Origin of the sequence: Longispora albida DSM 44784 (assembly GCF_000379825.1) — a bacterium.
Lineage (GTDB): Bacteria > Actinomycetota > Actinomycetes > Mycobacteriales > Micromonosporaceae > Longispora > Longispora albida.
This window is the reverse complement of sequence record NZ_KB903813.1, coordinates 208,260-229,071: the sequence shown is the minus strand read 5'-3', so window position 1 is coordinate 229,071 and position 20,812 is coordinate 208,260. Positions and strand designations below refer to the sequence as shown.

General features: G+C 70.4%; 25 protein-coding genes and 1 pseudogene. 9 read left to right on the top strand and 17 right to left on the bottom strand.

The window, feature by feature from the left end; all coding sequences use genetic code 11:
• The first annotated feature begins 26 nt into the window (after positions 1-26).
• Together A3G1_RS0101095 and A3G1_RS0101090 are read left to right on the top strand one after the other, a co-directional pair.
• Positions 27-761 (top strand): SDR family oxidoreductase, encoded by a 735-nt coding sequence (locus tag A3G1_RS0101095; protein WP_026211684.1) that lies wholly within the window; start codon positions 27-29, stop codon positions 759-761.
• A complete protein-coding gene (locus tag A3G1_RS0101090; RefSeq protein WP_018347608.1) occupies positions 761-1,558 on the top strand; it encodes an SAM-dependent methyltransferase in 798 nt (265 codons plus the stop codon). The genes A3G1_RS0101095 and A3G1_RS0101090 overlap by 1 nt, the downstream gene beginning before the upstream one ends.
• Here the strand turns inward: A3G1_RS0101090 and A3G1_RS0101085 are convergent.
• The 3 genes from A3G1_RS0101085 to A3G1_RS0101075 are packed head-to-tail and all read right to left on the bottom strand — an operon-like array spanning position 1,478 to position 3,591.
• Positions 1,478-2,446 carry a UDP-N-acetylmuramate dehydrogenase gene (locus A3G1_RS0101085; protein WP_018347607.1) on the bottom strand — a complete coding sequence of 323 codons (969 nt, stop codon included), beginning with the start codon at positions 2,444-2,446 and terminating at the stop codon, positions 1,478-1,480. The genes A3G1_RS0101090 and A3G1_RS0101085 overlap by 81 nt on opposite strands.
• A 22-nt stretch (positions 2,447-2,468) precedes the next feature.
• Entirely contained in the window at positions 2,469-2,975 is a 507-nt protein-coding gene (locus A3G1_RS32585; RefSeq protein WP_018347606.1) for an O-acetyl-ADP-ribose deacetylase, read from the bottom strand.
• Between the two features lie 25 nt (positions 2,976-3,000).
• A complete protein-coding gene (locus tag A3G1_RS0101075; RefSeq protein ID WP_040477430.1) occupies positions 3,001-3,591 on the bottom strand; it encodes a TetR/AcrR family transcriptional regulator in 591 nt (196 codons plus the stop codon).
• Between the two features lie 29 nt (positions 3,592-3,620).
• Between A3G1_RS0101075 and A3G1_RS0101070 the strand changes: the two genes are divergently transcribed.
• Complete coding sequence (locus tag A3G1_RS0101070) at positions 3,621-4,193, top strand: GNAT family N-acetyltransferase (protein WP_245563417.1); 573 nt, start codon at positions 3,621-3,623, stop codon at positions 4,191-4,193.
• On the opposite strand, the gene A3G1_RS0101065 is transcribed toward A3G1_RS0101070, so the two are convergent.
• The 9 genes and pseudogenes from A3G1_RS0101065 to A3G1_RS42265 form a co-directional block, all read right to left on the bottom strand.
• A complete protein-coding gene (locus tag A3G1_RS0101065; protein ID WP_085985647.1) occupies positions 4,190-5,383 on the bottom strand; it encodes an allantoate amidohydrolase in 1,194 nt (397 codons plus the stop codon). The two genes, A3G1_RS0101070 and A3G1_RS0101065, sit on opposite strands and share 4 nt — an antisense overlap.
• A gap of 9 nt (positions 5,384-5,392) precedes the next feature.
• Positions 5,393-6,133: an EI24 domain-containing protein gene (locus A3G1_RS0101060; protein ID WP_018347602.1), complete on the bottom strand. Its 741-nt coding sequence runs from the start codon at positions 6,131-6,133 to the stop codon at positions 5,393-5,395.
• Between the two features lie 32 nt (positions 6,134-6,165).
• A complete protein-coding gene (locus A3G1_RS0101055) occupies positions 6,166-6,948 on the bottom strand; it encodes an alpha/beta fold hydrolase (RefSeq protein WP_018347601.1) in 783 nt (260 codons plus the stop codon).
• Positions 6,945-7,268, bottom strand: coding sequence for a DUF2516 family protein (locus A3G1_RS0101050; RefSeq protein ID WP_018347600.1), 324 nt, complete (start codon positions 7,266-7,268; stop codon positions 6,945-6,947). The genes A3G1_RS0101055 and A3G1_RS0101050 overlap by 4 nt, the downstream gene beginning before the upstream one ends.
• Before the next feature lie 54 nt (positions 7,269-7,322).
• Positions 7,323-7,961 carry a hypothetical protein gene (locus A3G1_RS0101045; protein WP_018347599.1) on the bottom strand — a complete coding sequence of 213 codons (639 nt, stop codon included), beginning with the start codon at positions 7,959-7,961 and terminating at the stop codon, positions 7,323-7,325.
• 43 nt (positions 7,962-8,004) lie between these two features.
• Positions 8,005-8,433, bottom strand: a pseudogene (locus A3G1_RS32580) (helix-turn-helix domain-containing protein); the annotation flags it as partial.
• Positions 8,434-8,480: 47 nt separating this feature from the next.
• On the bottom strand, positions 8,481-9,437 hold the full coding sequence (locus A3G1_RS0101035; RefSeq protein ID WP_018347597.1) for an asparaginase: 957 nt from the start codon (positions 9,435-9,437) through the stop codon (positions 8,481-8,483).
• Positions 9,434-10,261, bottom strand: a complete 828-nt coding sequence (locus A3G1_RS0101030; protein WP_018347596.1) for a beta-keto acid cleavage family enzyme — start codon at positions 10,259-10,261, stop codon at positions 9,434-9,436. Before A3G1_RS0101030 ends, A3G1_RS0101035 begins: the two co-directional genes overlap by 4 nt.
• Positions 10,258-11,214, bottom strand: coding sequence for a dihydrofolate reductase family protein (locus A3G1_RS42265; protein ID WP_026211680.1), 957 nt, complete (start codon positions 11,212-11,214; stop codon positions 10,258-10,260). The genes A3G1_RS0101030 and A3G1_RS42265 overlap by 4 nt, the downstream gene beginning before the upstream one ends.
• Before the next feature lie 76 nt (positions 11,215-11,290).
• On the opposite strand from A3G1_RS42265, the gene A3G1_RS0101020 reads away from it, so the two are divergent.
• Genes A3G1_RS0101020 through A3G1_RS0101010 form a run of 3 tightly spaced genes read left to right on the top strand, consistent with a single transcriptional unit; the run spans position 11,291 to position 12,495 of the window.
• A complete protein-coding gene (locus tag A3G1_RS0101020; protein ID WP_018347594.1) occupies positions 11,291-11,929 on the top strand; it encodes a phosphotransferase family protein in 639 nt (212 codons plus the stop codon).
• 54 nt (positions 11,930-11,983) lie between these two features.
• Positions 11,984-12,235, top strand: coding sequence for a type II toxin-antitoxin system Phd/YefM family antitoxin (locus A3G1_RS32575; protein ID WP_018347593.1), 252 nt, complete (start codon positions 11,984-11,986; stop codon positions 12,233-12,235).
• Positions 12,232-12,495 carry a type II toxin-antitoxin system RelE family toxin gene (locus A3G1_RS0101010; protein ID WP_018347592.1) on the top strand — a complete coding sequence of 88 codons (264 nt, stop codon included), beginning with the start codon at positions 12,232-12,234 and terminating at the stop codon, positions 12,493-12,495. The genes A3G1_RS32575 and A3G1_RS0101010 overlap by 4 nt, the downstream gene beginning before the upstream one ends.
• Positions 12,496-12,503: 8 nt before the next feature.
• Here the strand turns inward: A3G1_RS0101010 and ygfZ are convergent, their stop codons facing one another.
• Positions 12,504-13,508, bottom strand: a complete 1,005-nt coding sequence (ygfZ, locus tag A3G1_RS0101005) for a CAF17-like 4Fe-4S cluster assembly/insertion protein YgfZ (protein WP_040477426.1) — start codon at positions 13,506-13,508, stop codon at positions 12,504-12,506.
• A gap of 44 nt (positions 13,509-13,552) precedes the next feature.
• Between ygfZ and A3G1_RS0101000 the strand changes: the two genes are divergently transcribed.
• Entirely contained in the window at positions 13,553-14,332 is a 780-nt protein-coding gene (locus A3G1_RS0101000; protein WP_245563415.1) for an aminotransferase class IV, read from the top strand.
• Here the strand turns inward: A3G1_RS0101000 and A3G1_RS0100995 are convergent.
• Positions 14,300-14,695 (bottom strand): winged helix-turn-helix domain-containing protein, encoded by a 396-nt coding sequence (locus tag A3G1_RS0100995; RefSeq protein WP_245563435.1) that lies wholly within the window; start codon positions 14,693-14,695, stop codon positions 14,300-14,302. The two genes, A3G1_RS0101000 and A3G1_RS0100995, sit on opposite strands and share 33 nt — an antisense overlap.
• A gap of 371 nt (positions 14,696-15,066) precedes the next feature.
• Between A3G1_RS0100995 and A3G1_RS32570 the strand changes: the two genes are divergently transcribed.
• Positions 15,067-18,210 carry a Kelch repeat-containing protein gene (locus A3G1_RS32570; RefSeq protein ID WP_157640831.1) on the top strand — a complete coding sequence of 1,048 codons (3,144 nt, stop codon included), beginning with the start codon at positions 15,067-15,069 and terminating at the stop codon, positions 18,208-18,210.
• A gap of 59 nt (positions 18,211-18,269) precedes the next feature.
• Here A3G1_RS32570 and A3G1_RS32565 read toward each other — a convergent pair whose 3' ends face one another.
• From A3G1_RS32565 to mtfM, 3 genes are all read right to left on the bottom strand, one after another.
• Positions 18,270-19,385 carry a serine hydrolase domain-containing protein gene (locus A3G1_RS32565; RefSeq protein ID WP_040477278.1) on the bottom strand — a complete coding sequence of 372 codons (1,116 nt, stop codon included), beginning with the start codon at positions 19,383-19,385 and terminating at the stop codon, positions 18,270-18,272.
• 279 nt (positions 19,386-19,664) lie between these two features.
• Entirely contained in the window at positions 19,665-20,240 is a 576-nt protein-coding gene (locus A3G1_RS0100980) for a heme-binding beta-barrel domain-containing protein (RefSeq protein WP_018347586.1), read from the bottom strand.
• A 71-nt stretch (positions 20,241-20,311) separates the two neighbouring features.
• A complete protein-coding gene (mtfM, locus tag A3G1_RS42055; RefSeq protein ID WP_018347585.1) occupies positions 20,312-20,413 on the bottom strand; it encodes a small membrane protein MtfM in 102 nt (33 codons plus the stop codon).
• Positions 20,414-20,447: 34 nt separating this feature from the next.
• Between mtfM and A3G1_RS0100970 the strand changes: the two genes are divergently transcribed.
• Positions 20,448-20,810, top strand: coding sequence for a DsrE family protein (locus tag A3G1_RS0100970; protein WP_018347584.1), 363 nt, complete (start codon positions 20,448-20,450; stop codon positions 20,808-20,810).
• The last annotated feature ends 2 nt before the right edge of the window (positions 20,811-20,812 follow it).

Below are 20,812 nucleotides of genomic sequence, written 5' to 3'. Positions count from 1 at the left end.
GGGTCACACCAGTACTCTCGACAACTATGCGCATCGCTGTCGTAACCGGAGCTTCCAGCGGAATCGGGGCCGCCACGGCCCGCGCCCTAGCGGGGGAGGGCTTCCATGTGGTCCTCGCCGCACGGCGCGCCGAGCGGATCGAGGAACTGGCGAAGGAGCTGGGCGGCACGGCCGTGACCTGCGACATCACCAAGGACGAGGACGTGGCAGCCCTCGCGGCAGCTGTGCCGGAGTGCGAGCTGCTCGTCAACAACGCCGGCGGCGCGTTCGGCTCGGACTACGTGGAGAACGCCGACGTCGCCGACTGGCAGCGCATGTACGACGTCAACGTCCTCGGTACCCTGCGGGTCACCAAGGCGCTGCTGCCGGCCATCGAGCGCGGCGGCAGGGGCACGATCGTGATCATCTCGTCGACGGCCGGTCTGATCGCCTACGAGGGCGGCGGCGGGTACGCGGCGGCGAAGCACGCGCAGACCGCGCTGGCCGAGACGCTCCGGCTCGAACTGTGCGGCCGCCCGGTCCGGGTGGTCGAGATCGACCCGGGCATGGTGAAGACGGACGAGTTCGCGCTGGTCAGGTTCGGTGGCGACGCCGCCAAGGCCGAGGCGGTGTACGCCGGGGTCGCCGAGCCGCTGACCGCAGCCGACGTCGCGGACACGGTCGCCTGGTGCGCGACCCGGCCGCACCACGTCAACGTCGACCGGCTCGTGCTCCGGCCCCTCGCCCAGGCCGCCCAGCACAAGGTGCACCGAGTCCAGTAGTGAAGCCCGTCGGCGCGATCACCCGGGGTACGACCAATCCGAATCGGCTGCGCCGTTTCGACCGGTGGATCGCGCACACGTATCCGGAGCTGCTCGGGCTGGTCGTCGACCTCGGGTACGGGGCTTCGCCGATCACCACGGTGGAGATGCACCGCCGGCTCCGTCCACTCCGGACGGTCGGGTTGGAGATCGATCCGGAGCGGGTGGCGGCCGCGCGGCCGTACACGGAAAAGGGTCTGGAATTCCGGCGGGGCGGCTTCGAGCTGGCCGGGTTGCGGCCGACGCTGATCCGGGCGTGCAACGTGCTGCGCCAGTACGAGGAAAGTGCTGTGGTCGAAGCGTGGGGCGCGATGACGTCCGCGTTGCAGCCCGGTGGGGTTCTGGTCGAGGGCACCTGCGACGAACTCGGCCGCATCTGCTCGTGGTTCGCGGTGACGAAAGACGGCCCGGTTTCCGTGACGTTTTCCGTGAGCCTGAATCATCTCGAACGCCCGGCCGTCATCGCCGAACGACTTCCCAAGGCCCTCATTCACCGCAATGTGCCGGGCGAGCCCGTGCACGCACTACTGTCCGCATTGGACAATGCATGGCTGAATGCCGCCCCCTACAAGGCTTTCGGGCCGAGAGAGCGATGGGTGCGGTCGGTGCGCACACTGAAAGACGCCGGGTGGCCGGTGCGTGACCGGCCACGACGCTGGCGGCTGGGCGAGCTGACGCTAGACCAGCACGGGTTCGGGATGGAGGTCGATGCCGAACCGCGCCCGGACTCCCGCTTCGATCTCCTCGGCCAGCGCTAGCAATTCCGCCGCCGTGCCCTCGCCCCGGTTGGTCAGCGCGAGGGTGTGTTTCGTGGAAATGCCAACCCCGCCTTTCCTGTACCCCTTGGGAAAGCCAGCGTTCTCGATCAGCCACGCCGCGCTGACCTTCACCATGCCGCCATCGTGCGGCCAGTGCGGGGAACCCTCCGGTGCACTGTGGACGATCGGATTGGTGAAGAAGGAACCGGCCGAGTACGTGTCCGGGTCGGCCGGGTCGAGCACCATTCCCTTGCCAGCACGCAGTTTCAGCACAGCCGGCCGGACAGCCTCCAGCGGCACCCGCTCGCCGGCCTCCACGCCGAGCGCCCGGGCCAGCTCCGCGTACCGGATCGGCGCCGACACCGCCGACTCCTCCAGCCGCAGCGTGACCCGGAGCAGGACGAACCGCTCATTATTCTTGAAGACACTGTTACGGTACGAGAAGCCGCACCGCTCCGGCCCCCACACCTCGGTCTGGCCGGTCTGCCGGTCGAACAGCTCGACGGACACGACCCGCTCGGCGATCTCCTGCCCGTAGGCCCCCACGTTCTGGATCGGCGTCGCGCCGGCCGAGCCCGGGATGCCGCTCAGCGCCTCGACCCCGGAGTATCCGCTGGCCACGGCCCACTCGACGACCTCGTCCCACGGATGCCCGGCCTCGACCGTCAGCTCGCCACCGGACATCGACAGGCCACGGGAACGCAGCAGGACCACGGTGCCGTCGAAGCCCGCGTCGCCGATCACCACGTTGCTGCCCCCGGCGAGCAGCAGGAGCCGGCCCGGGGTCTTCACGGCAGCGATCGTCTCCGCCGCGTTGTGTACCTCGATCAGGTCCCTGGCCGGGCCGCCGAGCCGGAGCGTCGTGTACTGGTCTAGCCGCTGCTGCATGCCGACCAGACTAGGACATGCCCTACCCAGCGACCCGTCGTGCCAGTTCGTAGAGATCGGGGGTGAAGAGGACGAGCGTGGCCACGGTCACCCGGGTCTGGGTCAGCTGCATCGCGACCAGCGCCTGGTTGACCGCGTCCTCGGGTGGCCAGCGGAACACGCCAGCCGAGATCAGCGGGAAGGCGACCGTCTGCGCGCCCAGGTCGTCGGCGACCTCCAGCGAGCTGGTGTAGCAGGACCGGAGGGTGGCGGAGCGGTCGGTGGAGGACGAGTACACCGGGCCGACGGTGTGGATCACCCACCGGGCGGCCAGCCGCCCGGCCGTGGTCGCCACCGCCTGACCCGGCTGCAGCCCCTTGCCCAGGTGCGCGGCCCGCAGCGCCCGGCACTCGGCCAGGATGTCCGGACCGCCCTTGCGATGGATCGCCCCGTCCACGCCACCCCCGCCGAGCAGCGAGGAGTTGGCTGCGTTCACGATCGCGTCGACCTCGAACTCGGTGATGTCGCCCTGCGCCAGCTCGATCCGCATGCTCGCACGGTAGCGGAATCGCTACTCAGCTAGCGAGCGTCTTCACGTACTCGTCGGTGATCGCGACCTGCTCGCTGGCCGGGAACGCCTCGGGGTCCAGCAGGGTCTGCACGACCAGCCCGAGCGCGAAGGACATCGCCCCGGCCGCCAGCAGGTCCACATTGGCCGAATCGGGAATCTCGCCCCGTTCCTGGGCTGCGGCGATGTGCACGCGCAGCCGTTCGCGCGAGGTCGCGTACCGGGCTGCCTGCCCCGCCCGCAGCTCCGGGTCGGCCAGCGCGGCTCCCCACGAGCTGACCCAGATCCGGTTGTCGGGCTCGTCGCCCTCGGTCGCGGGCAGGATCCCGAGGATCGCCGTCCGGAGCGCGGCCAGGCCGGGGGCTGGGGGCTGCAGGCGCGGCCGGTACTCCGAGTGGTCGTGCAGCACGTCGATCGCGTGAGCGACCAGGGCGCGCTTGTTCGGGAAGTAGTGGGTCAGCAGCCCGGTGGACGAGCCCATCTCGGCCGCCACGGCACGCAGGGTCAGCCCGCCGAAGCCCTGGGTCGCGAGCACCCGCCAGACGGCGGCCGAGACGTCGCGGCGGCGGGCATCGTGATCTCCACGGGCTGGCGGCATGGTGTTACGGTACATGCCAAACGTTTGTTATGCAGAATCACGAGTGGAGTCACCGGGTGTACGCCATCGACCTCTCCCCCACCGCGCAGCTCCGCCCGCTCGAACCCTGGCAGGCCGAGGAGTTCCTGGCCCATATCGACCGGGCCCGGCCCAACGTCGACCCCTACATCCCGTGGTGCACGTTCTCGCCGGACCTGGAGTCGGCCCGCAAGACCCTCCAGAAGTACGCGAACTTCCAGGCCGCCGACACCGGCCGGATCGCGGGCATCTGGCTGGAAGGCACGCTGGTCGGCGGCGTGATGTTGTTCGGGATGGACGCCGCGTCCGGGCACGCCGAGGCCGGCTGCTGGCTGGAGGAAGCCGGGCAGGGCCACGGCCTGATCACCGCCGCCATGCGCGTCCTGCTGGACTGGGCCTTCGACACCCGTGGCCTGCACCGGATCGTGTGGGAGTGCTGGGACCGCAACGAGCGCAGCCAGGCCACGGCCCAGCGCCTCGGCTTCACGCACGAGGGCACGCTCCGCGAGGAGTTCCTCTACCGTGGCGAGCGGCGGAACACGATGGTGTTCTCACTGCTCACCACGGAGCGGAAGAAGGACTAGGCCGCCAGTTCCCTGAGCACGTCGGCCAGGGCGATCACGCCCTCCAGGCAGTCAGGGATCTCCGCGTACTCGGCCGGGGAGTGCGACACCCCGGTCGGGTTGCGGACGAAGAGCATCGCCGTCGGTACGCCGGCCACGGACAGCACGCCCGCGTCGTGGCCTGCGCCCGTGCCCAGAACCGGGGCGTTGTTCAGCAGCAGGGCGAGCCGGTCGCGGAGTACGGGGTCGAAGGGCGTGTCGCCCGTGTACGACTCGTTGACCATCGCGAAGCCGGTCTCGTCGCGCGCCGCGCGCTCGGCCGACGCCCGCTCGATCTCGGCGACGACCGCGTGCAGGTCAGTCTCCTTCGGCGCGCGGGCGTCGAGCCAGGCCGTGACCCGCGACGGCACGGCGTTCGTGCCGTTCGGCTCGCAGACGAGCTTGCCGATCGTCGCGACGGCCGAGCCCTGCGCCGCCTTCTTCCGGGCGGCGAGGACGGTGTTCGCGTAGGTCAGCATCGGGTCACGCCGGTCTTCGAGCCGGGTGGTGCCCGCATGGTTGGCCTCGCCGGTGAAGTCCAGCCGCCACCGGCCGTGCGGCCAGATCGCCTCGCCGACAGCCACAGACCGGCCGATGTCGATCAGGCCACGGCCCTGTTCGACATGCAGTTCGATGTAGACACCGATCTTCGCCATCAGCGCCGGATCCGGCCCGGGGTCGAACCCCGCCTCTGCCATGACATCCCCGAACCGCACGCCAGCCGCGTCGGTCAGCCCGGCGGCCTTCTCCGCGGAGATCGCACCGGCCAGCAGCCGCGACCCCAGGCACGCGATGCCGAACCGCGCGCCTTCCTCCTCGGCGAAAGCGGTCACGGCGATGGGCCTGCGGGGCACGAACCCCTCAGACCGCAGCAGGTCCACGGCGGCGAAGGCACTCACGACCCCCAGGGGGCCATCAAAGGCACCCCCATCCGGTACCGAGTCGAGATGGCTCCCGGTCACCACCGCGTCCCCGGCCGCCGGGTCGCCCCACCAGGCCCACAGGTTGCCGTTGCGGTCGGTTTCGAGGGTCAGCCCGCGCTTGGCGGCCTCCTCACGGAACCACGCCCGGCACTCCAGCTCGGCGGCCCCGAGGGTGTAACGGCGGTAACCACCCGTCGCGTCGTACCGGCCGACCGGCGCCAGGTCGCGCCACATCTCCTCAAAACTCATGGCCTGACTCTATGACTCGCCGAGAATGTCGCGGGCCATCAGGGTCGCGCCCGCCACGGCAGCCGGCGTCACGAGCACGGCCCCGCCGGGGATCAGGAACAGCACGAACACCGTCGCGCCGAAGCCCACCACCATCGCCCGGCGCTGCTTCAGCACCGCCCGCCGGCCCTTCAGCCGGAACCCGCGCCGCTGGAACGGCACACCCGCCAGCTCCACCCCGAGGAACCAGCCGCCGATCAGCGCCCCCACCACCGGCACGACGGTCTGCCCGACGAACGGGATGAATCCACAGAGGAACAGCGGAATGCCGAACAGGATCGACATGGCGATCAGCCGCAGCGAGTCCACGATCGACCGGCCGAGCGAGGTGTACCAGGGCACCTCGACCTCACCCCGCACGCCACCGAGCTGAGCCTCGACCTTCTCGGAGATCTTCTCGTAGAACGGGTCGCCGATCGCGAGCGTGAGCGCCGTGTACAGCAGCATGCCGAGGAAGAGCGAAGCCCCGGCCAGCGCCACGCCGGTCACGACCTGCACCGTCGTCCGCCAGCCCTCCGACCAGCCGTCCGCGTACCCGGTGAGCGCCTCGGAGATGTCACCCAGGTTCACCCAGAACGTGATCAGCACCCCGCCGAGCAGCACGGCGGCGATCAGCGCCGGAATCAGCCCCAGAGCCAGCAACCCCGGCGAGCGGAACCACATCCCGATGCCCTTGCCCAGGTACCCGACACCCGCGAAGAAATCCCGCACAGTTTTCACTGGCACAGGGTACGGCTGCGCCGCTAGGCGTTCAGGAAGCCGCTGATCCGGTCACGGATGTCGGAACGGTGCCGCCACAGCGGCTGCGGCTCGTCGTAGACGTGCAGGGTCGCGGCGGGCAGGGAGTCGGCCAGTTCCTCGGCGACCTCCGCCGGGTGCAGGACGTCGCCACGGCAGCCGAGCACGAGAGCCTGCGCCGCTACCTTCGCGAGGGCCGAGCGGTCCGGGATCGCGCTCTGGCCGGTCAGCCCGGCCAGCGACTCGCCCAGGCCACCGGCGATCAGGGTGCGGGCACGGGAGACGATGAAGGCGCGGGCGGCCGTGGTGGCGCGCAGCTCAGCTGGTACATCCAATGCTGCGAACTCCTCGACGGTCCGCTGGTCGCCAGCGGCGATCGCCGTGAGCAGGCCCGCCAGGCGGCTCTTTCCCGGCTCCGAGCGGGGCTGGTCGAGGATCGCGGGCAGGAAGAAGACCACCCGGTCGAACCGGTCGGGCGTCTCGGTGAGCATCCGCAGCATGGCTCCGGCACCGAGGCTGACCCCCAGCGCACGGGTCGCGCCGGTCGCGTCGGCGACCCCGCGCAGGTCACCGGCCAGATGCTCGTAGGTCCAGTCGCCGGGCGGAGCGATCGACGCGCCGTGCCCGCGGAACTGGAAGTAGACCTTCGTGCCCCGGACCCCGCTGCCCAGCACCCGCGTGTCGGCGATACCCCCGCCCAGGCCGTGCGCGAAGACCGTCGTGGGCTGGCCGTGCCCGGTGGACAGTGTCTCCAGCTCGACGCCGGGGGCGATGACGAGCCGGTTCACCAGTGGCCGTTGGTGGCGTCGCGCAGGCCGGGCCGGACGTCGAGCAGATAGACCGCCGAAGCCGTGATGGCCAGGATGCTGAAGATGCCCAGGCCCCCGCCGCCCAGCCCGCTGAGCAGGGAGACCAGCACCGCGCCGCCCAGCAGGGCCGTCCAGGGCCCCTTGGCGAGCGTGCCGATCGCCGCGAACGCGTCGGCGCGCTGCCGGACACAGTGCACGAAGGCCGCCACGGAGATCACCAGCGCGAAGATGGCGATCAGGTAGTCGATCACCGCGATCACGGCGAACACCCAGGGCCCGTCGACCGGTATCGAGAACATGATCCGAGGGTACCCGCAGCGGGGCACCCTCGGACGGAGGCGTTGTCGCCGGTGTTACTCGGCTGCCTTCGGGGCTGCCTTCTTCACGGCCTTCTTCGCGACCCGCTTCTTCGGGGCTGCGGGCTTGTCACCGGCTGCCGTGGCCTCGGCCGTAGCGGCCTTGGGCTCGGCGGCCTTGGGGGCAGCGGCAGGCTTGGGAGCCGTGGCGGGCTTGGCGACCGGCTCGGTGACGGTCTCTGTGGCCGTGGCCTCGATGGTCACCTGGGCCTTGACCGGCTCGCGGGCCGGCTCCGGCTCGCCGTCGAGCACGACGGTGCCCCGCTCGACCAGCTTGCCGAAGGCCTCCTCGGCCCGCTTGGCGACCTTGTCGGCGCCGCGCTGGGCCGCGCTGGCCGCCTTGGCCGCGTCCTGGGCGAGCTTGGACTTGAGCTGGCCCTTGCGGGCCTTGCGGCGCAGGCCGGCCAGCTCGAAGTACGCCCGGCCGCCGAAGCCGGCCAGGTCGCCGAGCGCACGGCCACCCGCGTCGAGGGCCTTCTCCTTCAGCTCGCCGTTCTTGATCTGCTCGGAGAGCTTGGCCGCTGCACCGGGGATCTTCTCCACCTGGCCCGGGATCTTCTCGATCTGCTCGCGGGCGAGGTCAGCGGCGCCGGCCGCGGCGTAGAGGGCGGTGGGCAGCTTGCTCTGCGTGGTCATGTCTGCTCCTTGTCGCTTCGTCGGCCAGCCGTGGTCACAGCTCGGCCGGGGGGACGGCTGGCTCGGCCGCATCGTCGCCGCCGGGCTGCCGGGAAGTCTCTGGGTCCGTTTCCGGTGCCGGTTCCTTCGCCGCGTGCTTGTTCTGCTGGCGGAAGGAGTCGTAGATCTGGATCAGGGTCTGCTTCTGCGACCCGTCCAGATCGGGGTCCGCCGCGATCGCGAGCAGGACGTCGGGGGTGCCTTCCCTCGGGTCGAGGAGGCCGGCCCGGTGGTAGAGGATCGAGGACGAGACGCGCAGCGCGCCCGCGATCTGCTGGAGCACCTCGGCGCTCGGCTTGCGCAGGCCGCGCTCGATCTGGCTCAGATAGGGATTGCTGACCCCGGCGCGGTCGGCGAGTTCACGCAGCGAGATCTGCGCGGTGCGGCGCAGGTCGCGAATGAATTCGCCGAGGTCCCGGGGAGCACTGGTCATGCTCCCGACGGTACCCCGGCGTGCTAACAACTGCAAGCAAGCGCTAACTACCAGACAGCACGGACCGCCCCGACCGGGTGGCCGCCACCCAGGAGTACCTGCTCAGCGAGGTCGTCGAGGACCCCGGCCGACACGTTCAGCTTGCGGAGTGCGGCGACCGTCACAGGGGTACGCGCCCGCGAGGCCCCGTCGTCGATCTTCGCCGCGATCGCCCCCACGCCCGGGATCGCCACCGCGGCCACACCCTCGGCACCGCCCTTGGACAGCAGCCCCGGGATGCCCTGCATGAGCAGTGTGTCGTCGCCCCCGGTACCGGCGACGAGCAGCGGGTGCTCCCGCATCGCGTCGGCCACGAGCCGCTCCGGCGTGCCCGGCTCGGCGTGCACGAGGTTCAGGAAGACCTTCGCGAGCTGGGTCAGGGACAGCGCGAAGACCGGCGCGCCGCAACCGTCCACTCCGGCCGCCGGTACCGGCCCGCCGATCAGGTCCTCCACAGTGGCCTGGATGGTCTTCTGGAGCGGGTGGCCGGCCTCGCGGTACCCCTCCGTCGGCCAGCCAGCCGCCTGGCAGGTGCGCAGCATGGCGCTGTGCTTGCCGGAGCAGTTCATGAACAGCCGGGCCGGGCCGCCACCGGCAGCGAGGACGTCGCGGCGGGCGCTGGCCAGGACGGGCAGGTCCGGCGGGCAGGCCAGATCCGACTCGTCCAGCCCGCCGGCCGCGAGGATCGCGCGCGCCCGGTCGACGTGCACCGGCTCGCCGTAGTGGCTGGCCGAACCGAGAGCCAGGTCGGCGGAGTCCTCGAAGCGCAGCCCGGCGCGGAGCATCCCGACGGCCTGCATCGGCTTGTTGGACGAACGCGGGAAGATCGCCCCGGTGATGTCACCGGCGGAGGCGACCACGGAGCCATCGGCGCCGAGGACCACCACGGAACCCCGGTGCAGGCCCTCGACGAAACCGGAACGGACGACCTCGGCGAGGACCTCGCCACCCTGGTACGCGGTCATCGTGCCTGGATCCCCAGCATCGTGCGGGCCTCGGCCGGAGTGAGCGGCGGGCGCTGCGCGAGCCGGGCGAACCCGGCGGCCCGCGCCACGAGCTGCATGTTCCCGTCGACCGGCTGGCCCTTCGCGTAGGTCAGCGTGTCCTCCATGCCGACCCGCAGGTGCCCGCCGGCCGACAGCGCGGCGAGCATGACCGGCAGCGTGTTGCGGCCGACGCCGGTCGCGGAGAACGTCGAGCCCTCCGGCAGGTCCCGCATGGCCTGCTTCATCGCGATCACGGTCTCCGCGTCGCCCGGCGCGCCACCCGGCACCCCGAGGACGAAGTCGACGTGCACGTGCCCGCCGGCCGGCATGCCGTACTTGTTGAGCAGCCGGGCGAGCGAGTACAGGTGGCCGAGGTCGAAGATCTCGTACTCGGGCACGACGCCGTGGTCCTGCATCTTCTGGTGCAGGGCGACGATGAACTCCCAGCGGTTCATGAAGACGTCGTCGCCGAAGTTGACGGTGCCCATCGAACACGAGCCCATGTCGGCCCCGGCCTCGACGACGGCCAGCCGGGCCGACTCCGGGTCGGTCACCGCCCCGCCCGTCGACAGCTGCACGATCAGCTTCGTCTCGGACCGCACGGCGTCCACGGTCGCCTTGAGCAGGCCCGGGTCCAGGGTCGGCTTGGCCTCGGCGTCCCGGACGTGGATGTGGATGACGGCCGCACCGAGCGCCTCGCACTCCTGCGCCGTACCAACCAGCTCGGCAAGGGTCACCGGAAGGGCCGGTACGTCAGTTTTGCTCGACTCCGCGCCGGTCGGCGCCACAGTGATCAGCGTCATGAGCCCATCATGGCATTCACCGCGCGGGCCTCGGCCGCCAGTTCGGTCAGCTCTGTGACCTCGATCGTGGCGTTTTTCAGCACCTCGGCGCCCTCGCCGTGCACGAAGAGCGGAGGTTCCCGCCAGGCGTACACGACCCGGGCGATTCCGGCGTCGATGATCCGCTGCGCGCACGGCCTGCGGCCAGACTTGCGGATACTGCACGGCTCCAGGCTGCTGTACACGGTCGCGCCCCGGGCGTCTGCCACTTTCGCGAGTGCCGCTTCCTCCGCGTGGATGTGCTCGTCGCTCTCTCTGCTGTACCCGGTGGCGAGCACCTCCCCGTCACGCACCACCACAGCGCCGACCGCGAAGGCCGTCTCACTCGGCGGGCACAGCTTCGACAGCTCGATCGCCTGGCGGAGGTAGTGGTGGTCGCGGAGGTGGTAGCGGAGCACGACGACCTGGTCGAGGCGCTCGACGCCAGCCAGCGTGGCGTGTGCGATGCCGTGCAGCCGGGGCGCACCGGGGTCGCCGACGAAGAGCGGGGCGACGGCGAGCTGGAGTTCGTCGGCGAGGCCACGGGAGAGGAACTGCGCGAGCAGCGCAGCCCCGCCCTCGACCATCAGCCGCGTGACGTTCCTGTCAGCGAGATCCTTGAGGGCGGTGTCGACATCGGAGTACACCAGCCAGTCGTCGACCGGCTCGACGGTCCGGCTGATCACGACCCGGTACGGGTTCTCCGGCTTCCCGGCTGCCACCCGGGCCGCCCGGCGCTCGGCCGAGCGGACGCGCAGCCGGGGCTGGTCATTGCGGTACGTGTTCCCGCCGACCATGATCGCGTCGCAGGTGGCCCGGACGGCGTCGACCCGGTCGAAGTCCGCGGCGTTGGACAGCAGCAGCCGGGCGTCGGAGCTGTCGTCGAGGTACCCGTCGACGGAAGTGGCACAACTCAGGAGCACGTACATACGCATAGTCTGACCGGTGCCTGCGGGTGGCCTGCGGGCGACGGGGCAGCGCGGCGACCTGCTGATCTCTAGGGTGGCCGGAATGCGGCGACTGGCTCACGGGTACACGAACGACACGTCAGGGGACGGCCGGATCGTCGTCAAGCGCTACGCCGGGCCCGACGCCCAGGACCGGGCCGCGACCGAGCGGCTCTGGCTGGGCCGGATGCGGGGCCTGCTTCCCGTACCGCCGGTGCTGGACGGGGACGACTCCAGCTCGACGCTCGGCTTCGTCGAGGGCGTCCACGGGCAGGAGCTGCTGGACCAGCGTCCGGCGGAGATCCTGGATGCCTGCGGGCGGATGCTCGCCCGGCTGCAGGCAGCCGAGCCCGGGCTCGTGCACGGCGACTTCGGCCCGAACAACCTGCTCTTCGCCCCGGCCACGCTGGAGGTGTCTGCCATCCTCGACTGGGAGTGGGCGCACATCGGCGACGGCATCGAGGACCTCGCCTGGTGCGAGTGGGTCGTCCGGATGCACCACCTGGGGAGCGTCACCGCCCTCGGCGCGCTCTTCACCGGCTACGGCAGCCGCCCAGCCTGGGAACTCCGCCAGGCGGCGATGCTCACCAGGTGCCGGGCACTGGAGGACTTCTGCGAGCGCTGGGTACCGGGCGGCGACGGCGTCCAGCAGTGGCGCGACCGGGCGGCGACCGTCGCGACATGGACGGAGGCCAGCCAGTAGTCGCCAGCAAACCAAAGGCAACGGTACAGAGGGCACAGTGTGTACACTGTTTGCATGACTGAGTTCCCGCTCAAGGACGCCCGAGATCAGCTCGGTTCGATCGTGCTGGACGTTCAGCGCACACGTGAGCCCGCCGTCATCACCCGATACGGTCACCCAGAGGCAGTCATCATCGGCTTCGAGGATTGGCAGGAGCTGGAGGCCCTCCGCGACGCGGCCGACATGGCCCTGGTCCGTGAGCGCATGGCTGACGGCCAGAAGCCAATCCCGCTGGATGAGGCTCTCCGCCAGCTCGATGCGGCATGACCTATCAGGTCGACATCCACCCAGCGGCGCTCCGCGAGCTCCAGAAACTCCCACGTGCCGCTTTCGGGGAAGCGCTGAAAGCCATCCTCGGCCTGGTCACCGAACCCAGGCCGCACGGAATCAAGGCGATGACCGGCGAGCCATCAGGCACATACCGTCTTCGGGCCGGCGACTATCGGGTGATCTATGTGGTGGACGATGGCCCCCGCACAGTAACTGTCTACCGGGTTGGCAACCGCCGCGAAGTCTACGAACGGTGATCGCGTAGCTAGTCGATCGCTGCGGCCCTGGCGCCGATCTTGAGTTTGGCGTCGTCGGCGACCGAGCGCTTGAGGACGGCGAGGGCGACCTGGCCCAGCTCGTGGTGCCGCACGGTCGTGCCGACGAAGCCGACGGCCCGGCCGTCCAGCTCGACAGCCGAGCCCACGGCCGGCAGTTCCTCGTCCACGCCGTCGAGGTGCAGCAGGACCAGGCGGCGCGGCGGGCGGCCCAGGTTGTGCACGCGGGCGATGGTCTCCTGGCCCCGGTAGCAGCCCTTGTCGAGGTGCACGGCGCTGGCGAGCCAGTCGACCTCGGCGGGGAGGGTCTTGTGGTCGGTCTCGAAGCCCAGCCGTGGCCGGTGCGCCTCGACGCGCATCGCCTCGAAGGCCCACAGCCCGCACCAGGGCACCTCGATCTCGTCGAGGTACTTCGAGCCGCGCGGGAGCATCAGGTCGATGCCGTAGGGCATGCGGCGGGCGAACCCGCCACCGGGCAGCGGCGCGACCGGGTACGCGACGGATGGGCGCTTGGGCAGGTCGGCCGAGGCGAACTTCGGGCCGGGTACCGGGAGCTCGTCGACGGGGCCGAGGTCGATGCCGGCGAGGGCGGCTTCGGGGCCGACGAGCGAGTACAGGCTCATCTCCTGGCTCATGTCGCACGGCTCGACGCGGAGCAGGAAGCGCATGCGGTGCAGGTATTCGAGGAGGCCGTTCGGGGCGCCCTCGACGTCGAGCCAGGCCGTGCCGTCGACGTCGGCGAGCACGGCGTGGTGCTCGACGTGGCCGTGCGGGGAGAGGAAGAGCAGCTCGGTGCCCGAGACGTCACCGTGCAGGTACTGCGTGGTGAGGTCGTGCAGCCAGCTCAGCCTGTCCTCGCCGGGAACGGCGATCACCCCGCGGTGCGAGCGGTCGACCAGACCGGCCTCATTCGCCAGGATCCGCTGCTCGCGGGCTGGGTCGCCATAGTGCACCGGCACCCCGGCGTCTCGTCCCTCACCCATCACCGCGTTCATGATCACTCCCCGGTTCACCTTTCGATGGTATCTAAGATGGCGGGGTGAGCCGCCTTCTCGCCGTGCTCGGCCGGGGACTTGTCCCGCCGGAGACGCCCGTGCTGCGCGCGGACGACCCTGGTGCCCTGCGGGGTGATGGTGCCTTCGAGACCGTGCATGTCCGGTCCGGGCAGCCCTGGCTGATCGATGACCACCTCGCCCGGCTCGCCCGGAGCACCGCAGATCTTGGTCTCACCATGCCCTCTGGCCTGCGAGAACTCGCCTTCGAGGCCGCAGCCGCCTGGCCGGAGGCCGAAGGAGCGCTCCGGATCGTCCTGACGCGCGGCGGCGCAGCGTACGTCACCGTCGCCCCCGTCCCGGACAAGAGCAAACTGGCCCGGCGCACGGGTGTGTCGATCATGACAATGCCGCTCCCGGACCTGCCGTTCCCCCGCGCCAAGATTCTCTCGTACGCCGGGAACCTCGCCGCACTGAAGACCGCAGCCGCCGCCGGCCACGACGACGCGCTGTGGATCTCCGCCGAGGGGTACGCCGTGGAGGCCCCGACCGCGAATCTGCTCTGGCTGGCGGGCGGCACCCTGCACACCACTGGGGACAGTGCGCCGCTGCTCGCGGGTACGACATCGGCCTTTGTCCTGGCGAACTCGCGATTCGCGGCCGCGACCGGGCATGCCACAGTGGACGACCTCCGGGCCTCGGACGGGGTCTGGCTGACCTCGGCCCTGCGTGGCCTGGTGGCCGTGACCGCGATCGACGGCCAGCCGCTGGAACCCTCGGCCGCGACGGCCGAACTACAGCACCTCGCGGGGTATCCCCTGCCGTAGGCGGTAGCCGACCCCGCGCACCGTCTCCACGCCGACCGAGACGCCGGCCTCCCGGAGCTTGCGGCGCAGGCGCTTCACGGCGGAGTGGAGCACCGAGGCGTCGCCGAGATAGGCGGAACGCCACACCCTTCTGTACAACCGTTCGTAGCTCCAGACCCGGCCCGCCGGGGTGGCCAGGCTGTCGAGCAGCTCGCGCTCGATCCTGGTCAGCTCGACCGGGCTGCCCCGCCAGGTGACCTGGGCCGCCCGCCGGTCCATCGTCAGCTCCCCCACCTCGACGACGCCGGGGTCGGTGAGGACCGGCGGACCAGTCCGGACGGGCGTGGCGAGCAGGGAACGGAGAGTGTCCAGGTCAGGGCACATGAGAACGACACCGGCCCCGTCGAGCTCCTTGGCGAGCCGCAGCCGCAGCCCCGCGTCCGGCGTGACACAGACGACCAGCGGCAGCTCGCCTTCGAGCGCCTGGCCGAGATTCGTCCGGCGGCGCACGGCCCCAGCCGGCTCGACCTCGGCCAATCGGATGACTGGAGCCACCATGTCGTACCACCTTCCGGGGGGACGTTCGTCTCATAGCCAATCCGACCCGCCCGGCTGACGTCAAGACCCCACTACGGACAGTGGCGTTACTACTGACAGGAACCTGACCAGAAACTGCCAGAATCATGGTCTTGAATGCCTGATTCCACAGTGGGGAGCATCGATCAGTCAGGAACCAGCGAAACCGGAGGTCACACGTGGCGATAGTCCACGCACGACGCATCCTCGCTCCACCGGCACTCGCGGCAGCCACCGTGCTGGCGATGCTCGGCGCCAGCCCAGCGCCCGCAGTCGCGGCCACTGGTGGCACTACTCCCCTCACCAGCCAGAACTCAAACCTCAACGTCGCCGGCATCGGGACTGTGTCCGGCTACGTCTACAACTCTTCGTCCGGAGCGGCCATCTCCGGCGCGCGGGTCGAGGTCAACGGTACCGCCGTGCTCACCCAGCCAGACGGCAGGTATTCACTCACGGCCGCGGCCGGCTCGCAGACCATTGAATTCTCCGCGTACGGCTTCGCACCGCTGTCGACCACTGTGGACGTCACCGAGGACGGCACCGTTACCAAGAGCGTGAACCTGACGCCGGCGCCGAGCGTCAAGCTCAGCGGTGTCGTCAAGGACGCCTCCGGCCACGGGTACCCGCTGTACGCCAAGGTGCAGGTCGTCGGGCAGCCGTCCGCGACGTACACCAACCCGGCGACCGGCGAGTACACGCTGTCCGTGCCCAAGGGCGTGAAGACGATCATCGCGTACACCCCGGTGTACGGCGGCTACTCCGAACGCGTCGTCACCATGCCCGGCTCAGAGGCCGACATCGTGCAGGACGCGCCGCTGAAGGTCGACGGGGCGTGCACCGCCGCCGGGTACAAGGTCAACATGGGCGCACCGGTGCTCAGCGAGACCTTCGACGGCGGCACGACCCCGGCAGGCTGGACCGTGACTGCGGAGACCACCCAGGGCAACTGGGTCTTCAACGACCCGAAGCCCCGGGGGAACCTCACCGGCGGTACCGGCGGCTTCGCCATCGCCGACAGCGACTTCTACGGCTCCGGCAAGCACCAGGACACGTCCATGCTGTCCCCGGTGTTCGACCTGACCAGCACGGCGACCCCGGTACTCCGCTTCAACAGCGACTACCGGACCTTCACCCGTGACACCGTCGACGTCGACATCACCACCGACGGCGGCGCGACCTGGGTCAACCTCTGGCACCGGCAGGCCGGGCAGAGCCAGCGCGGCCCGGTCGTCAACGAGGTCTCGCTCGCCGACTTCGGCGGGCAGCCTGCCGCGCAGCTGCGGTTCAAGTACGTCGGCACGTACGACTACTGGTGGCAGGTCGACAACGTCACCGTGCAGAACCGGTCCTGCGACCCGGTGGCCGGTGGCCTCGTCGTCGGTAACGTCTCCGACGTCAACACCGGTTCGGCCGTGAACGGCGCGGCGGTGGCCAGCGTGGCCAAGCCGGCCGAGAAGGCCACCACCGCCGGTACGCCGGACGACCCGAACCTGGCCGACGGCTTCTTCTGGCTGTTCTCCTCGGCTACGGGCTCGACCGAGTTCTCCGTCGCCAAGGCCGGCTACGTCAAGGAGACGCCGGTCGTGAACGTGGCCGCCGACGGCGCGGTCCGGTCCGACTCGGCCCTCAAGGCCCCGCGCCTGGCCTTCGACTCCCCGCTGATCGAGGCGTGGACGACGGTCGGCAGCAACCGCAACGCCTACGTCAGCGTGAAGAACACCGGCTCCGCGCCGGTCGACGTGACGCTCGGCGAGCAGGCGGGCACCGTGACCCCGACCATGAACAAGCCGGGCGCCGGTGTGCGCACGGTGGTCGTGGCCGGTGGCGTGAGCAAGGGCTTCGTGGCGGCTGACGGCAGCGGCAAGTTCGTCGCAGCCGACGCCGACAAGGAGCGCTCCGGCGTCACGCACACCCCGGCCTCGCTGGCCCCGGTCGCCGACGGCAGCTGGTCGGACGTCGCGTCCTACCCGTCAGCCATCTCCGACAACTCGGCGACGGCCGGCGGCGGCAAGGTGTACTCGGTCGGCGGTAACTCCGACGGGCCGAACACCCGCAAGATCTACATCTACGACCGCGAGACCAACGCGTGGTCGGCCGGCGCCGACATGCCGACCGCCCGCTCCAAGCCGCAGGTCGCCTACGTCGGCGGCAAGGTGTACGCCTTCGGCGGCTTCGGCGCGAGCGGTAACAACTCCTCCGTGGACGTCTACGACGCGGCCAGCAACACGTGGAGCACGCTCGGCGTGACCAACCCGGCTCCGAAGGCCGGTGCCGGTGTCGCCGTCATCGGTACCAAGATCTACCTGGTCGGTGGCTGCGCCAACTCCGCCTGTGACGACACGTCCGACGTGGTCGTGTTCGACACGGCGGCCGGCACGTTCGGCACCGCTGCGGCGTACCCGCACGGCGTCTCCTGGACCAGCTGCGCCGGGCTGGGCGGCAAGGCGGTCTGCGCTGGTGGCGCCGCCGACAGCGCCTACAAGGACGGCTACTCCTACGACCCGGGCGCCAACGCCTGGACCGCGATCGCCGACCTGCCGATCGACCTGTGGGGTTCGAGCGACGCCGCAGCCAACGGCCAGCTCGTCCTCATGGGCGGCATCACCGGCAACTCCACGATGCTGACCAACCGGTCGTTCGCCTACGACCCGGCCGGCAACACGTGGGCCGAGCTGCCGGAGGCCCGGGTACCGACCGCGCGTGGTGCTGGTGCCTGCGGTGCCTACAAGATCGGTGGCTGGACCGGCCCGTTCACGCCTTCGGCCGGCGTCGAGGCGCTGGCTGGCTTCGACCAGTGCGGAACGGCCAGCGGCGGCGACGTACCGTGGCTCGCCACCACCCCGGCCACCTTCACCCTCCAGCCCGGCAAGTCGCAGACGGTCCTGGTCGCCATGACGGCCAAGCCGGAGAACGGGATCGACCAGCCCGGCGACTACACGGCGACCCTGAGCGCCGGCGGCGTCACCCCGTACGCCGCGCCGAAGACCGACGTCCTGCTGCACGCCCAGCCGCCGAGTGGCTGGGGCAAGATCACGGGCACAGTGACCGGGACGCCGTGCGGCGGCTCCCCGGTACCGGTCCCGGCGACCGTGCAGCTCAACGGCTCGGGCAGCAACCAGTTCACGCTGAAGGCCTCGGTGGCCGGCGGCAAGTTCACGTACTGGGTGCCGCGTGGCAAGTACCAGATCATCGTGGCCAAGGACGGCTGGATCCCGCAGGCGCGGGACGTGTCGGTCCCGGCAGGCCTGGTGACCACTGCGGACTTCTCGCTGCGGCCGGTCAGCTCGTGCGGCAGCCTGTTCCGCGACCCGCAACTCCAGTAACCACGTAGAACAGGAAGCGGGTGCCACCATCCAGGTGGCACCCGCTTCTTCGTGTCCTTCTAGAAGGTCACCTTCGCGATGTTCTGCACGATCACCGGCATGGTGGTGCTCTGCATGTCCGTCGTGTTCACCGAGTAGGTGATCACTCGCTGACCGTCGGCGGTCCCGAAAACCCCGTTCGTGTACCCGGGCCGGCTGCCGGTCTTGCCCCACAACAGCACCCCGTTGATCTGGTACGCCATGAGCCCCATGCTGAATTTCGCCCCAGGCACAGCGGGCAGCTCGAACAGCTTGGCCTGGTACTCGGCGGGCAGCAATCGTCCACTCAGGAGCGCCGTCACGAACCGGTCCACGTCCGCCGTCGTCGACACGATGTTCCCCTCGCCGACGAACATCGACTGGTTCCAGCGGGTCACATCCACCAGGCCGTTGTCAGTGATCTGGTACCCGTGCGTGTGGTGCCCCCGGATCCGCGTGTCGTTCACCGGCGAGGACGTGTGGTGCAGGCCCAGCGGGCGGCTGATCCGGCGCTCCACCTCGGTCGCGTACGAGTGCCCGGTCACCCGCTCGATCAGCAGCCCGGCGAGGATGTAGTTGGCCCCGTTGTACTGCTGCGCGGTACCCGGCTTGGCCATCGGCCCCGTCCGCGTCACGTACCGGATGAACTCCTCCCGGTCCGCGACGTCGTACCGGTGCTCCAGCTGCCAGGCCGTGCTGGCGAAGTCGTAGTCCGGCTTCACCTCGAACGGCAGGCCGCTGGTGTGGTTGAGCAGCTGGCCGACGCTGATCGGCTCGAAGGCAGCTGGCAGCAGGCCCGGCAGGTAGGACTGCACCGGCTTGTCCAGCCCGATCTTCCCCTCGGCCGCCAGCTGGAGCGTGACAGCCGACGTGAACACCTTCGTCACGCTGCCGATCCGGAACCGGTCGTCCGGGCAGGCCAGCCGGCCCGTCCGCCGATCCGCGACGCCCGAGGCACCGGCCCAGCTCCCCGCCGTACCGCTGACCCGGAGCAGGGCGGCGGTCGCCGCTCCCGGCTGGTCGATGGTGAGCGCCTGCTGGAGTGCCGCCGGGTCGAGCGGCTTGAGCGGAGTGGCAGCGGCGGCGGCCGGCCCGGCCGTGGTGGCGATGGCCGCGGCGGCGACTCCGGCGGCGAGGACGATCTTCAGCGACTTCATGATCAATAGCTTGGTGGCCGGGGAGGCTGATCACCATCGGGGCTTTCCCGCCCGGTACCCCTAGGTGAGTTTTTGCACGTGTGCACAGGTGCACATGCAAACGTGCACACTCCTTTGTGCAAACGTGCACAGTCCCGGGTGCACGTTCCCCGCGCCCGCGCCGGCCGGTCCTCACGTAGGTTCCCAGCGCTCGCGCCGGCCGGTCCTCACGTGGCGGGAAACGACAACCGCCGCCGGGAACTATCCCGGCGGCGGTTCGTGCTGGTCAGACTCCCGGCGCTACCCGGCGACCCGGATCAGGCGGGCCGACAGGTGCGGCTGGAGCCCGTGGCCCATCGCAGCCATGTCGTACGCGTAGAGCAGCGCGCCCTCCACGATCCCGTACAGCCGGTGACCGCCGGTGACCTCCTTGGCCGTGGGCGTGCGGACCAGCGCGTCGGTCGACATCTCGACCTTCAGCCCGTCGATCTGGCCCATGTACAGCTCCAGGAACCCGGTCGGCATCGTCAGCAGCACCTCGACGTCGTCGCCGGCCTGCCCGTTCACCATCACCGGCCGCCACCAGCCGACCTCACGCGACGCCGGGCGGATCGGCTTGCTGTCGCCGTCGAGCAGCCACGTACGCGACTCGTAGAACAGGAACGGCCTGCCGTCGTGGCTGAACCGGATCTCCTGCGCGAAGTCGAAGTCCTCGATGTCCGGGTACCCACCACGACCCCGGCCCCGCCACACCCCGACATAGGGCAGCAGGCCCAGCAGCCCCGGGTGCAGATCCGGGCCGACCCGCAGATCGTGGGTCTCCTCGTACGGGTACTCCTCAACCGGCGGCGCGTTCAGCCACGGCGGCGTCTCCATGCTGCTCCTTCTCCACGTCACTCGTGCCTGATGGCCTGATGCTTCGGCTGTGCCCGCCCGGGCGCGTGTGCCTACCAGCGGCTGCGCGCGACCCGCAGCGCCAGGTACCCCAGGCCGCCAGCCAGCGCGCCGAACCCAGCCACCAGGAGGCTGACGAACCCGATCTCGGTCACCGGCTGAGTCTAACGACCGGGCTAGACTCCCGGCATGCCGCGCTCACTGATTGTCAAGGTCACCGCCGGGGCCGACGCGCCGGAACGCTGCGCACAGGCCTTCACGGTCGCCGCGACCGCCCTCGCCGCCGGGGCCACCGTGTCACTCTGGCTGACGGGCGAGGCGTCCTGGTTCGCCGTACCGGGCAAGGCAGCCGAGTTCGACCTGCCGCACTCCGCCCCGCTGCCGGGGCTGCTCGACGCGATCCTGGCCGCCGGCACGGTCACGCTCTGCACCCAGTGCGCCGCCCGCCGGGAACTCACCGAGAGTGACGTGCTGCCGGGGGTGCGCATCGCCGGCGCCGCCGTCTTCGTCGAGGAATGCCTCACCGACGGCGCCCAGGCCCTGGTGTACTGAAA